9 protein-coding genes and 1 riboswitch are annotated in these 13,498 nt (G+C 71.7%); of the genes, 1 reads left to right on the plus strand and 8 read right to left on the minus strand.

The annotated features are described in order from the left end of the window. Positions 1–1,499, minus strand: a 1,499-nt coding sequence (locus tag ACE3Q2_RS09650) for a valine--tRNA ligase (protein ID WP_374473870.1), incomplete at its 3' end; no start/stop codon positions are given. A 100-nt stretch (positions 1,500–1,599) separates the two neighbouring features. Continuing rightward, positions 1,600–2,919 (minus strand): Xaa-Pro dipeptidase, encoded by a 1,320-nt coding sequence (gene pepQ / locus ACE3Q2_RS09655; RefSeq protein WP_374473871.1) that lies wholly within the window; start codon positions 2,917–2,919, stop codon positions 1,600–1,602. Between the two features lie 70 nt (positions 2,920–2,989). Between pepQ and ACE3Q2_RS09660 the strand changes: the two genes are divergently transcribed. After that, positions 2,990–5,674 (plus strand): EAL domain-containing protein, encoded by a 2,685-nt coding sequence (locus tag ACE3Q2_RS09660; RefSeq protein ID WP_231696357.1) that lies wholly within the window; start codon positions 2,990–2,992, stop codon positions 5,672–5,674. Here ACE3Q2_RS09660 and ACE3Q2_RS09665 read toward each other — a convergent pair whose 3' ends face one another. The 6 genes from ACE3Q2_RS09665 to rdgB all read right to left on the minus strand — a co-directional run bounded on the left by ACE3Q2_RS09665 (position 5,675) and on the right by rdgB (position 13,484). Beyond that, a complete protein-coding gene (locus ACE3Q2_RS09665) occupies positions 5,675–6,754 on the minus strand; it encodes an FAD:protein FMN transferase (protein ID WP_231696356.1) in 1,080 nt (359 codons plus the stop codon). Next, the gene (locus ACE3Q2_RS09670) at positions 6,729–7,079 is read right to left on the minus strand and encodes a PilZ domain-containing protein (protein ID WP_231696355.1); all 351 of its coding nucleotides are present in this window, start codon (positions 7,077–7,079) and stop codon (positions 6,729–6,731) included. The genes ACE3Q2_RS09665 and ACE3Q2_RS09670 overlap by 26 nt, the downstream gene beginning before the upstream one ends. Next, complete coding sequence (locus ACE3Q2_RS09675) at positions 7,076–9,457, minus strand: DUF1631 domain-containing protein (protein WP_374473872.1); 2,382 nt, start codon at positions 9,455–9,457, stop codon at positions 7,076–7,078. The genes ACE3Q2_RS09670 and ACE3Q2_RS09675 overlap by 4 nt, the downstream gene beginning before the upstream one ends. Before the next feature lie 103 nt (positions 9,458–9,560). Continuing rightward, on the minus strand, positions 9,561–11,378 hold the full coding sequence (locus ACE3Q2_RS09680) for a TonB-dependent receptor domain-containing protein (protein ID WP_374473873.1): 1,818 nt from the start codon (positions 11,376–11,378) through the stop codon (positions 9,561–9,563). A 134-nt stretch (positions 11,379–11,512) separates the two neighbouring features. Then, positions 11,513–11,696, minus strand: a riboswitch (cobalamin riboswitch). A gap of 35 nt (positions 11,697–11,731) precedes the next feature. Further along, the gene (gene hemW / locus ACE3Q2_RS09685) at positions 11,732–12,886 is read right to left on the minus strand and encodes a radical SAM family heme chaperone HemW (protein ID WP_231696800.1); all 1,155 of its coding nucleotides are present in this window, start codon (positions 12,884–12,886) and stop codon (positions 11,732–11,734) included. A 4-nt stretch (positions 12,887–12,890) separates the two neighbouring features. After that, positions 12,891–13,484, minus strand: coding sequence for an RdgB/HAM1 family non-canonical purine NTP pyrophosphatase (gene rdgB / locus ACE3Q2_RS09690; protein ID WP_231696799.1), 594 nt, complete (start codon positions 13,482–13,484; stop codon positions 12,891–12,893). Between the last annotated feature and the right edge of the window lie 14 nt (positions 13,485–13,498).

The raw sequence follows: 13,498 nt of genomic DNA on the forward strand, positions 1-13,498 counted from the left end.
ATCATCCGGGCGACCCAGAAGAAGATGATGTCGAAGCCGGTGACCAGCACCGAGGTGGGCAGGCGGTGGTGGAAACCGCGCTCGCCCATGGCCTGCGGGTCGGGCCAGCCGAGCGTGCTGTGCGACCACAGCGCCGAGGAGAACCAGGTTTCCAGCACGTCGCTGTCGCGGCTGAGCGCGACGTCGGCGGCCAGGCCGTGGGCGGCGCGCACTTCTTCCTCGCTGCGGCCGACGTAGGCCTTGCCGGCGGCGTCGTACCAGGCCGGGATGCGGTGGCCCCACCAGAGCTGGCGGCTGATGCACCAGTCCTGGATGTTGCCCATCCAGTGCCGGTAGGTGTTGATCCAGTTCTCGGGCACGAAGCGCACCGAGCCGTTCTCCACCAGCTCAAGCCCGCGCTCGGCCAGCTTTTCCATGCGCACGAACCACTGGTCGGTGAGGTAGGGCTCGATCACCTGGCCGGTGCGGTCGCCGCGCGGCACCTGCAGCTTATGCTTCTTCTCCTCGACCAGCAGGCCCAGGGCCTCGAGGTCGGCCAGCACGGCCTTGCGCGCGGCGTAGCGGTCGAGGCCGCGGTACTTTTCCGGGGCGTTGCCGTTGATGGCGGCCTCGGGGGTAAGGATGTTGATGAGCGGCAGCTCGTGGCGCTGGCCCACGGCGTAGTCGTTGAAATCGTGCGCCGGGGTCACCTTCACCACGCCGGTGCCGAACTCACGGTCGACGTAGTCGTCGGCGATGATGGGGATCTCGCGCTCGCTGAGCGGCAGGCGGACCCTCTTGCCGACGAGGTGGGTGTAGCGCTCGTCCTCGGGGTGCACCATCACGGCGGTGTCGCCCAGCATGGTTTCGGGGCGGGTGGTGGCGACCACCAGCGCGCCGCTGCCGTCGGCCAGCGGGTAGGAGATGGACCAGAGCTTGCCGTCTTCCTCTTCGCTCACGACCTCGAGGTCGGAGATGGCGGTCTTGAGCACCGGGTCCCAGTTGACCAGGCGCTGGCCGCGGTAGATCAGGCCTTCCTCGTACAGGCGCACGAAGGTTTCGACGACGGCCTGGCTGGGGCCTTCGTCCATGGTGAAGGTTTCCCGGCTCCAGTCGCCGGAGGCGCCCATGCGGCGCATCTGCCGGGTGATGGTGTCGCCGGAGTGCTGCTTCCACTCCCACACCTTTTCGATGAACTTGTCGCGGCCGAGGGAATCGCGGGTTTCGCCCTTGCCCTCGAGCGCGAGGTTGCGCGACACCACCATCTCGGTGGCGATGCCGGCGTGGTCGGTGCCGACCTGCCAGAGGGTGTCGTAGCCCTTCATGCGGTGGTAGCGCACCAGCGCGTCCATCAGGGTGTGCTGGAACGCGTGGCCCATGTGCAGGGTGCCGGTGACGTTCGGCGGCGGCAGCATGATGGTGTAGGGCTGGCCCTTGCCGGTGGGCCGGAAGCAGCCGCTGGCCTCCCAATGGGCGTACCACTTGGTTTCGAAGGTCTGCGGCTCGAAGCTCTTTTCCATGGGGACGGCGGCTCTTGGCCCGGCGCGGGGCCGGGCGGATCGGGGAAGGGATGCGTGAAATCCTAGCAAATCAGCGGCTTGGCCGCGATGTGCGGGGGCCTCAGGCCAGTGCGGCGAAGGCGTCGCGGGTGAGGTTTTCGGGTTCGGATTCGGTGCAGTGGACTTCGTCCTCGATGCGCACGCCGCCGAAGGGCAGCAGGGCCTCGACCTTGCCCCAGTCCACGGCCTTCGCCTGCGGCGTGGCCTTGAGCTTGGAGAGCAGGGTGGGGATGAAGTACAGGCCGGGTTCGATGGTGACGACCATGCCGGGGGCCAGGGTGCGGGTCATGCGCAGGTAGGGGTGGCCGTCCGGGCGCGGGATGAGCTGGCCGTCCTCGTCGCTGAAGCCGGCCACGTCGTGCACCTGCAGGCCGATGGGGTGGCCCAGGCCGTGCGGGAAGAAAGTGGAGGTGACGCCGCTGGCGAGCATGTCGCCCGGGTCCATGTCGACGATGCCGAGGTTGCGCAGCACGCCGCCCAGGCGCAGGTGGCATTCCAGGTGCAGGTCGCGGTAGTCGGTGCCGACGCGCACGCCGTGGCACAGGGTCTGCTGCTCGGCTTCCACCGCGGCCACCAGTTCGGCGAAGGCGCCGTCGTGGCGGGCCCAGGTGCGGGTGATGTCGGAGGCGTAGCCGTCGACCTCGGCGCCGGCGTCGATGAGCAGCGAGCGCGATTCGGCGGGCGCCTGCAGTTCCTTGAACTGGTAGTGCAGGGTGGCGCCGTTCTGGTTGAGGCAGACGATGTTGGTGTAGGGCAGGTCCAGGTCGGTGTGGCCGGCGGCGGCCAGGTAGGCGGCGTGCACCTGCGCTTCCGAGGCGCCGTCGAGGAAGGCCTGGCGCGCGGCGAGGTGGCCGGGCACGGCGCGGCGCTGGGCGGCGCGCATGCGGTCGAGTTCGTAGGCGGTTTTGTAGGCGCGGTGGTAGTGCAGGTAGTCGAGCACGACCTTGGGATTGTTGGGCTCGAAGCCGGGCAGGGCGGCGTCGGCTTCGCCGAGGATGGCGACGCGGCCGCTGGCCGGCAGGTGCCGGGCGGCTTCGGCCGGGTCGGAGATGACGCGGATGTCGAATTCGTCCACCCAGGCGCCTTCGGGTGCGGCCGGCGGCACGTGCCAGTAGTCGTCGGGCTGGTAGTAGGCCAGCACCGGCTTGCGGCCCGGGGTGTAGGCGATCCAGCAGTGCGGGTGCCGGGTCAGCGGCAGCCAGGCCTTGAACTGCGCGTTGGGCTTGAACGGGTAGGGCCGGTCGTCGAGGAATTCGTACTTCTCCACGCCCGACGCGACCACCAGGTGGTCGAAGCCGGCCTTCGCCAGCGCCTGGTCCGCGCGCGCCTTGATTGTGGACAGGTGCGCACGATATAGATGGACGGCATTGGTGGAGGTCATGGGGGCTTCCGTTCGCGGGGTCGAAACCCGGATTCTGCCGCAAACGGCGGCAGGGGCGCAGGAGAGGCGATTGCTCAAGCAGCGCAAAGACGGGGGATTCCTGGGCCAGCCCGCCTGGCTGTGGAGCCTCGGCGCCCTGCTGGTGGGCCTGGCCCTGAGCGTACTGGCGGCGGCCATGCACCACGACGCGCTTTCACGCGCCGACCGGGTCCGGCTAGACCGCCTGGCCGAGCGCAGCTTCGAGGCGGTGGAAGCCCAGCTGCAGACCTGCGGCCTGCTGGTGCGCTCGGTGCAGGCGCTGTTCCTGTCGTCCGACGAAGTGACGCCGGCCGAATTCGAGGCCATCTACGCCAACCTGCGCCCGCGGGAGCAGTTCCCCAGCCTGCAGGCCATGGCGTTCGCCCTGCGCACGGACCGGCCGGCGCCCGACGCCGCCCCGGACGGCCGCGAGCACTACATCACCACCCTGGCCGCGCCGCGCGCCGGCAACGACATGCTGATCGGCCTGGACATCGCCAGCCAGCCGGCCAACCTGGCCGCCGCGCGTTATGCCCGCGACGCCGACCGGCCGGTGATGTCGGCGCCCTTCCAGCTGATCCAGCGCGCCGGCATGCCCGGCCCCAGCGACGGCGTGACCATCCGCCTGCCGGTGTACAGCAGCGGTCCGCCGCCGCGCGACCTCAACGAGCGGCGCTCGCGCGAAGTGGGGTCGCTGGCAGCTTCGTTCCGCGTCAGCCGGCTCATTTCCGACGCATTGCCGGCGGAAACGCGCGAGCGCTTCTCGGTGGAGGTGCTGGACGTCACCGACGGCGCCCGCACCCTGCTGTTCGTGGACGAGGAGGGCGAACCGGCCTCCGCCCAGGCGAACGCGGCGGTGGCGACCTACGTGCAGGAGCTGGCGTATGGCGGCCGCACCTGGCGCATCGAGGCGCAGCCGCGGCCGGTGTCCGACCCGTCGGCCTGGCTGCCCGCGCTCACCTTCGGCATCGGCGTGCTGGCCAGCCTGCTGCTGGCCACGCTGGCCTGGTCCATCGCCGGCACCCGGGCCCGCGCGCTGGCGCTGGCCGGCGACATGGCGGCGCAGTTCCGCCAGAGCGAGGAGCGCTTCCGCGCGCTCAACGAACTGCTGCCGGCGCTGGTGATGCTGGCCCGCGCCGACGACAACGTGCTCGTCTACGCCAACCAGGCCTGCCGCGACCGCTTCGGCATCGGCGACGACCTGGCCGGCACGAAACTGGCCGACCTGATCGAGGAGCCCACGCTGCGCGCCCGCGTGGCCAGCCTGGCCGGTTCGCCGGACGGCATCATCAACGAATCGGCGCGCCTGCACGGCCCGAACCAGGCCTCGTTCTGGGCGACGCTGTCGGTGTCGAGCATCGCGCTCGGCGAGCAGCCGCACCTGCTGGCGGTGGCCAACGACATCACCGAGCTGCGCGTGCTGAGCGAGGAGCTGAGCTACCAGGCCAGCCACGATTCGCTCACCAGCCTTTACAACCGCCGCGAGTTCGAGCGCCGCATCGACGCGGCCATCGCCGCGCTCGACGCCGGCGGCCCGGCCTGGGCGCTGCTGTACATGGACCTGGACCAGTTCAAGCTGATCAACGACACCTCCGGCCACTACGCCGGCGACCAGCTGCTGGCCCAGCTGGCCTCGCTGCTGGCCGGCCTGCTGCCGGAAGAGGCGGTGGTGGGGCGCCTGGGCGGCGACGAGTTCGCCATCCTGCTCGAGAACAGCGACGAGGCCCGCGCCATGGCCCTGGCCGAGCGCCTGCGGCTGGAGATCGACGGCTACGTGTTCGGCTGGGAGCAGCGCAACTACACCATCAGCGCCAGCATCGGCGTGGTGATGATGAAGGGGCCGGGCCTGAGCCAGCGCACGCTGCTGGCGCACGCCGACACCGCCTGCTACATGGCCAAGGAGCGCGGCCGCAACCGCGTGCACCTGTTCTCCGAGGACGATTCCGCCACCGCCCAGCGCCGCAGCGAAATGGAATGGGCCGGGCGCATCCGCCAGGCCCTGGCCGACGGGCGCTTCCTGCTGCACTTCCAGGAACTGGCGCCGCTCTGGCACGGCGAGCGCACCGAAGGCGTGCACGTGGAGATGCTGGTGCGCCTGCGCGACGAGAACGGCGCGCTGGTGCCGCCCGGCGCCTTCATCCCGGCGGCCGAGCGCTTCGGCCTGATGCCGCAGCTCGACCGCTGGGTGGTGGAAACCACGCTGGCCAACTTCAACCGCCTGCATCCTTCCGGCAAGGCGATCAAGCTCTGCGCGATCAACCTCTCGGGCCCCACCTTCGAGGACAACGCCTTCGCCGACTTCGTGCTGCAGGCGCTCGAGGCGCACGGCGTGTCGCCGCAGCGCATCTGCTTCGAGATCACCGAAACCGCGGCGGTGAGCAACATGGCGCGGGCGGTGGAGTTCATGCAGCGCCTGCGCGCCGCCGGCTGCAAGTTCTCGCTCGACGACTTCGGCTCGGGCATGGCCTCGTTCGGCTACCTGAAGAACCTGCCGGTGGACTTCATCAAGATCGACGGCAGCTTCATCCGCCACATCGAAACCGACCCGGTGAGCTATTCGATCGTGCGCGCCGTGACCGACATCGGCCACCAGCTGGGCCTGCAGGTGATCGGCGAATGGGTGGCCGACGAGCGCGCGCGCGACCTGCTGCGCGGGCTCAGCGTGGACTACGCCCAGGGTTTCGCCATCCACCGGCCGGAAGCCGCGCTGTGCTTCCGGGACCCGCCCAAGGCCTGATCAGCGGCCGGAACAGTCTTCGCCCAGGTCGAGCGGCGGGCCCAGCGGCACCGGGTCGCGCAGCAGGGTGGCGCGGGCCGCCATGGCGGTGGTCACCATCAGCTCGTTCTCGTCGGTGAGCATCATCGCGCAGCCCAGGCGCAGGCGGCGCGCCAGTCGTTCGAAGCCCGAGGGGCCGGCCACGAACAGCGCCGAGGCGGCCACGTCGGCCAGCACCGGGTCCGGGTGCAGCACCACCACCGAGGCCGCGCCGCGCGCGGGCTGCGCCGTGCGCGGGTCGAGGATGTGGCCCAGGCGCGCGCCGGCCTGCGACTGGCGGAACTTGTTGTAGTTGCCGGTGCTGAAGAGTGCTTCGCCGTCGCGAAGCTCGACGCCGCCAAGCAGCCCGCCGAACGGGTCGCGCAGTTCCACCCGCCAGGGGCGGCCGCCGTCACCCACCAGGGCGGTGACGTCGCCGCCCATGTTCACCAGCGCGTCGGTGACGCCGTGGCGGCGCAGCGTGGCCAGCACCATTTCGCTGGCCACGCCTTCGGCCATGGCGCCGAAGTCGAGCTGGGTGCGCGGGTTGTCGGTGGACAGGCGGTGGCCGTCCACGCGCACGCCGGTGATGCGCGGGCGCTGGTCGCGCCAGGCGCGCAGTTCGTCGGCGCGGGGCGGCGGCGTCTGGATGGGGAAGGTGGAGGTGTGGAAACCCCAGGCCGCCACCAGGCCGCCGACGGCCGGGTCGAACAGGCCTTCGGTGGCTTCCGACAGCGGCTTGGCGCGCTCGACCAGCGCGATCACCGAATCCGGGGCCTCCACCGCCTGGCCGGCGGCGAACGCGGCGTTGATGCGGGTGACGTCGGAGGGTTTCCAGGCGTGCCATTCGCGGTGGCGCTGGTTCAGCTGCGCGGACACCTCGGCCAGGGCGGCCTGGGCCTCGCCGGGGTCGGCGCTGCGCAGGCGCACCTCGGTGATCGAGCCGAACACGTGCAGTTGCTCCACCCGCTCCGGCGGCGCGCCGCAGCCCGCCAGCAGCAGCGCGGTGGCCAGCGCCAGCGCGGCGCGGCGGGGTTCAGACGTACTGGCTGCCCGGCGCATCCACCCACCCGCGGATGAAGGCCACGTCTTCGGGCGCCACGTCGATGAAGCGGAAGCCGGTCCAGACCTGGCCGGGCGCGGCGGCCTCGTCGGACCACAGCTCGTGCGCGCCGACTTCGACCATGCGCGTGTTGCCGGTGTCGTCGGGCAGGGAGAAGCGCAGCTGGTACAGCGCGTCGCTGGTGAGCGGCTGGCCCAGGATGAGCAGCATGCCGGTTTCGGAAAGGTTGCTCAGCTTGCCGATGACCTGGCCGGTCATGGTGTCGAGCACCTCGATGTTGTAGCCAACCTTGCGGCGCTTGGCGCGGCGGTATTCGGTGTTCATCGGGCGGGGGCCTCGCCGGGGCTGGGCGACTGGCCGGCGAAGGAACGCAGGGCGTTCATCACCGTGCTCCAGGCGCGGTCGATCAGCGTGCCCTTCTCTTCCTCGACCACCTTCACCTGGCCCTGGGCCATGGCCTTGGCCAGGCCTTCGAGCGTGTGCTCGCCGATCTTCTGGCCGCGGTGGTTGACGAACAGCACGTGGCCGGTGACGGTGGAGAACCAGGACAGGCGACGGCGCACCTTCTCGCCCTGCTGGTTGAGCGTGAACTCGAACCAGGTGCCGAAGGGCAGGTGCTTGATCTGGTCGAGCCGCGCCTGTTCCTCGGGCGTGAGCACGACCTTCTTCTTCTTCGCTTGCTGCAGGTCCTCGCCCAGGCGGGCGCGGGCCTTGAGGCGCATGGTGAGCTCGGTGCGGCTGGCGGCGGAATCGTCGTCGGCGCCGCCGCCCTGCGGGTCGACCAGGCGCTGGGCGATGGCCGCCGCTTCCTCGGCGTGGTAGCCGACTTGGGTGAGCGAGGACTGGATGTCCTGCTGCAGGGCGTTGGCCTCGCTGGCCGGGATGCCGGCCGCGCCGGGCCCGGCCTTGGCCACGCCTACCAGGCGCTCGGCGATCTCGAGCTGCTGCTTCCAGGCGTCGGAATCCTCGCCCTGGCGCAGCGCGGTGAGCGCCATCACGTCGGTCCAGGCCTGGCTGAGCAGGGTGTGGGTGAAGCGCGGCAGGTTCTGCTTCCTGAGCATGCCCTCGACCACGCTCGAGGCGCGCTCGCGGGCCATGGCCAGCCGCTCCTTGCCGCGCGCGGCCTCGACGTGGCGCTTTTCCGCCACCTCGGCCTTGCGCGACACGGTCTGCAGGTGCGAGCTGAGGTCTTCGAGCAGGTTGCTGAAGATGCCCAGGTCGCCGTCGAATTCGCGCACGGTGCGGTCGACGACCGACTGCATCTTGCCCACCAGCTGCTGGTCGGCGTCGTCCTCGCCCAGCCAGTAGGCGCCGGTTTCGGCGATGGCGTTGAGCATCTGCCGCGCCGGGTGCTGCTGGCGGGTGAAGAAGCCCTTGTCCTGCAGCGCCACGCGCAGCAGCGGCACCTGCAGCTTGGTGAGCAGGTTGGACGCGGGGCTGTTGGGCCGCACGTCCTTCATCAGGTGGTCGAACAGCATGCCGACCAGGTCGATGGCGTCGCTGTCTTCCTCCGGCAGCGCCGGCGGCTTGCCGTCCGGCGTGGCTTGGCGCAGCTGCGCCAGCAGGTCCTGCTTGAGGTGGTTGATGGTGCGCGCGGCCGGCTTGCCGTTGACCATCACCGTGCCGACCGGCTTGTGCTGCAGCTCGCCCAGCGCGTTCTGCACCAGCGCCGGCTCCACCTGCACCGCGTTGCCCGGGGTGGTGCGTGGCTGGCCGCCGACCAGCTTGCCCAGCAGCTGGCGACGCCCGGCGAGCAGGTGGCGCATCTGCTGGAAGCTGTCCTCGCCGCCCGCGGCCGCGTACCCGCCGCCGCCTGCGGAACCGCCGCCCGGGCCGGTCGCGGCGCCCGGCGCTGCCGTGCCGCCCGCCGTGCCGCCCGGACCGCCCGGACCGCCGCCGGGGCCACCGGTACCGCCGCCGCCCGGCCCGGCGCCGCCGCCTTCCGCACCGTCCGTGCGCGGCTTGGCCGCGGGCGTGGCGGTGGCCGCCGGCCGCGCCCGCACCGGCACGTAGTGCAGGTTGGGCAGCACGCCGTTGCGCGAGAGGTAGGTGTTGATCGATTCGATGAAGCTGCCGTAGAGCGGCGCCAGGTGCCGCTCGAAGGTGCGGTAGAGCAGGGCGCGGTGTTCGCCGTTGAGCTCCAGGCATTCGGCGGCGGCGCGCAGCATGCGGCACAGGGCCTGCGGGCCCACCGGCAGGTTTTCGGCGTCGAAGGCCGGCTTGCCCGCGAGCACGCCGAAGCGCTGGCCCAGCAGGTACAGCGGCAGGCTGTTGCGCACTTCGATGCGGCCGGCGACCTCGGTGAGCACCGTGGTTTCGTCGAGGTCGAGGTTGTCGACCAGGGTGAGTTCGTCGCGGTTGAGGCGGAAGCCGCCGATCAGCGACTTCGCGCCGGGCGGGTCCTTGATGCAGGCCAGCTCGGCCTCGAGGCCGATAAGGAAACGCGGCACCAGGTCGGGGCGGGTGCGCTTGACCACGCGCTGCGCCTCGAGCCAGCGCGTCTGCACGATGTTGCTGCGGGCCTGCTCGGCGTACTTGAACAGCTGCTGCTCGAATTCATTGAGCATGCCCACGAGCGTGCGTTCGATCTCGTCGGACGCATACTCCAGGATGCCGCCCAGCAAGGTCCGCACCCGTTCGGGCAGCGGCCGCGACGCCAGCGTGGGCGCCGGCGAGTGCGGAGGTGTGGCGGATGCGGACATCCGGCTCTCCGTGTGATTCCCCAGCCGGATTCTAGGCACAGCGGGGCCGCCGCGCCTAGGGCCGGCCACCCGCCCGCGCCGGCGGGGCGGGTGGCCGGGCGGTTCAGTGTTTGCCGTTCCAGACCACGCTCACGACGCCGCTGCGCCCCGGCGTGTTGAAGCCCTGCACCAGCGCGTAGTCGCGGTCGCCGAGGTTTTCCACCCGTGCTTCCAGTCGCCAGGCCGGCGAAAGCGGCCAGGCCAGCCGCAGGTGGGCGATGGCATAGGCGCCCGGGTTGCCGCCGACGTCGCGGCGGGCCGAGGCGTAATCACCGTCCAGCCCCAGTTCCAGGCCATTGGCGAAGCGGTAGCCGAGGTCGGCATGGGCCTTGTCGCGGGCCCGGCGCAGCAGCGGCAGGCCGGTGGCCGCGTCCTCGGTGTCGAGCCAGGCCACGTTGCCGCCGAAGGTCCAGGCCGCGCCGCGGTAGCGGTAGTCCAGCTCCACGCCCTCGAGCCGCGCGCGGTTGATGTTGATGGCGTTGTTGGTGCCCGGCGCCGCGAACGCCACCAGGTCCTGCACCCGCGAGCGGTAGGCCGACAGGCCGAGCTGGTGGCCGGCGGCCGGCGTGAACTCGAGCCCGGCCTCCCAGGTTTCCGAGCGCTCCGGCCTCAGGTCGGGGTTGCCGGCGAAGCCGTAGCCCGTGTCCGGGTAATACAGCTCGTTGAAGTTCGGCGCGCGGAAGCCCTCGCCCCAGGACAGCCGCACCCGGGCGCGTTCGCCCAGGTCCCGGCCCCAGGCCGCGCTGGCGGTGCGGGCGGCGCCGAACTGGTTGCTGTCGTCGTGGCGCAGCGAAACGTCGAACAGGTTCGCCCCGTGGCGCAGGCCGTAGCCGGCGAAGGCGGCGTGGCTGCGGCGGGTGCGGTCGAAGGTCTGGCCGTCGAAGACGTTGGACGAGATGCCCTGCTCCTCCTGCCAGTTCACGCCCAGGTTGAGCGTGCCGTGGGCGCCCACGCGCAGGCTGTTCACCCAGTCCAGGCTGGTGCGCCGGCTGCGGAAGGCGTTGCTGTAGCTGCTGGTGGTGTCGAGGTCCTCGCGGGCGTGGCCGAGCGTGAGCTGGTGGGTCCAGCGCCCGCCCAGTTCGCCGCCCAGCGTGGCGCCGGCCGAGCTGTTGCGGGCGTGGGTGGTGCCGCGGTCGAACTCGACGTCGGCGTCGGTGGCCACGGCGCTGAAGGCCAGGCGCTGGCTGCCCAGCGTGGTGCGGCCGCGCAGGCTCAGGTTGCGGTTGCGGTAGCCGTCGTCGTCGGGGTCGAAGGAGAAGGTGGCCAGCGGGTTGGTGGCCGAGAAGCCGTGCAGGCGCTGGTAGCCGGCGGTCACGCCGAAGCCGTGGCTGGCATCGCCCACGCCGGTGCCGGCGCTGGCGCCGACCCGGCCGTAGCTGCCCGCGTGCAGGCGCGCCGAGGGCGCGCCCGGGTCGCGCGTGAACACGTGGATGACGCCGGCGATGGCGTCCGAGCCCCAGAGCGCCGCGCGCGGCCCGCGCACGATCTCGATGCGCTCGATCTGCTCCAGCGGCAGGTGCGCGAAGTCGAACACGCCCTGGCCGGTCGAACTGACGCGGATGCCGTCCACCAGCACCAGGGTGTGCGGCGCGTTGCCGCCGCGCAGGAACACGGTGCTGGCGCCGCCCGGGCCGCCGGTGCGGGCGATGTCGACGCCGGCCTGGCGGCCCAGCAGGTCGATCAGGTCCGGGGCCTGGCTGGCCTCGATGTCGGCGCGCGTGAGCACCGTGACCGAGGCCAGGGCCTCGGCCACCGGCTTCTCGACGCGGCTGGCGGTCACCTGGAGCGTGTCCAGGGTGGTGGGGTCCCGGGCCAGGGCGGCCGCGGACAGGGAAAGGTGGATCGCTGCGCACAGCGCAGTGGTTCGAAGGACGGGGGTCATGACGTGGTCTCCTGGAGCGCTCACCCGCGGGTCGTGGAGCCCGACGCGGGGAACAGGGGACGACGCCTGGCGGAACGGGGCCATGGCGCTGCCCCGCCGCCCTCCGCGACGTGCCGTGATGGCGGCCGGCATGCACCGGACGGCCAGCCCCCGGCCGGTCTCCGGGCTTGCCAGTGGCGCGACGGGCGTCGCGCCGGCCTTCCGCCTTCCCATGCCCGGGGGCACAGTGGCTTGCTGGAAGGGTTTGCTGGCTTACCGTTGCGGGGGCAGCGCCGGATTCGAACCGGCTTCCCGAGCACCAGGGGCGCGTGAAGTCTAGGTCAAGACGGGGTCGCCCGTCACGGCCCGCCGGCTCAGTCGCGCAGGAACAGGCCGATCACGTCGTTGGTGAAGCGGCGACCCAGTTCGGTGGGGCGCCAGTGCGCGCCGTCGGCTTCGAGCCAGCCGCGTTCGCGCGCCGTGGCCAGCTCGCCGGCGATGGCGTCGCGCGGCAGGCCGGTGCGCGACTCGAAGTCGGCCAGGTCGAAGCCCTCGACCAGGCGCAGGGCGTTGAGCATGTAGTCGAAGGGCAGGTTTTCCGGCGCGATCGGGTCGTCGCCGCCGATGCCGCGGGGCGTGCCGGCGTGGGCCAGGTAGTCGCGCGGGTTCTTCACCTTCCAGCGCCGGCGCACTTCGCCGGTGGCGCCCAGGCTGATCTTGCCGTGGGCGCCGGCGCCGATGCCCAGGTAGTCGCCGAAGCGCCAGTAGTTGAGGTTGTGCGCGCACTGCCGGCCGGGCCGCGCGTAGGCGCTGACCTCGTACTGGGCGTAGCCGGCGGCGGCCATGGCCTCGATGCAGCGCTCCTGGATGTCCCAGGCGGTGTCCTCGTCGGGCAGGCCCTCGGGCGGGCGGGCGGCGAAGGCGGTGTTGGGCTCCATCGTCAGCTGGTAGTGCGACAGGTGCGCCGGCTGCAGCGCGATGGCGCGCTCGACGTCGTGCAGGGCCATGGCCAGGGTTTGGCCGGGCAGGGCGTACATCAGGTCGAGGTTGAGGTTGTCCAGGCCGGCGTCCTGGGCCAGCTTCACCGCGCGCTCGGCCTCCGCGCTGTCGTGGATGCGGCCCAGGCGCTGCAGGCAGCCGTCGTCGAAGCTCTGGATGCCGAAGCTGACGCGGTTCACGCCGGCCGCGCGGTAGCCCTCGAAGCGGCCGAACTCGGCCGTGCCGGGGTTGCACTCCATGGTGATCTCGGCGGACGGGGCGAAGCGCAGGCGCGCGCTGCACGCGGCCAGGATGTCGCCGATGGCCTCCGGCGGGAACAGGCTGGGCGTGCCGCCGCCGAAGAACACGCTGTGCACCGTGCGGCCCCAGGCCAGCGGCAGGTCCTGCTCGAGGTCGCGCACGAGCGCGGCGATGTATTCGCGCACCGGCAGTTCGCCGCTCTGGCCGTGCGAGTTGAAGTCGCAGTACGGGCACTTCTTCACGCACCACGGGATGTGGACGTAGAGCGAGAGCGGCGGCGGGATGAGCATGGCCTCAGCGCCCGGCGAGGCGTTCGCGCAGGCGGTCCAGGGCCTGGCCGCGGTGGCTGATGCGGTTCTTGGTATCGGCGTCGAGCTCGGCGGCGGACACGCCCAGCACGGTGTCCAGGAACACCGGGTCGTAGCCGAAGCCGCCGCTGCCGCGCGGCGCGCCCAGGATGCGGCCGGGCCAGCTGCCTTCGGCGATGACCGGCTGCGGGTCGTCGGCGTGGCGCAGCAGCACCAGCACGCAGTAGAAGTGGGCGCTGCGGGCTTCGCCCGGCACGTCGTGCAGGGCCTTGAGCAGCTTGGCGATGTTGGCGGCCGAATCACCATGCACGCCGGCGTAGCGCGCGCTGAGCAGGCCGGGGGCGCCGCCGAGCGCGTCCACCACCAGGCCGGAATCGTCGGCCAGCGCCGGCAGGCCGGTGGCGGCGCTGGCGTGGCGGGCCTTGAGGATGGCGTTTTCGACGAAGGTGCGGCCGTCCTCGACCGCGTCGGCCACGCCCAGTTCGCCCTGGGTCACCAGTTCATAGCCGGCGTCCGCCAGCAGCGGCTGCAACTCGGCGAGCTTGCCCTTGTTCGAGGTGGCCAGGACGAGCTTGCGCATGACGCCGGTGCCGG

It is taken from the genome of Arenimonas sp. (assembly GCF_041913985.1).
GTDB lineage: Bacteria > Pseudomonadota > Gammaproteobacteria > Xanthomonadales > Xanthomonadaceae > Arenimonas.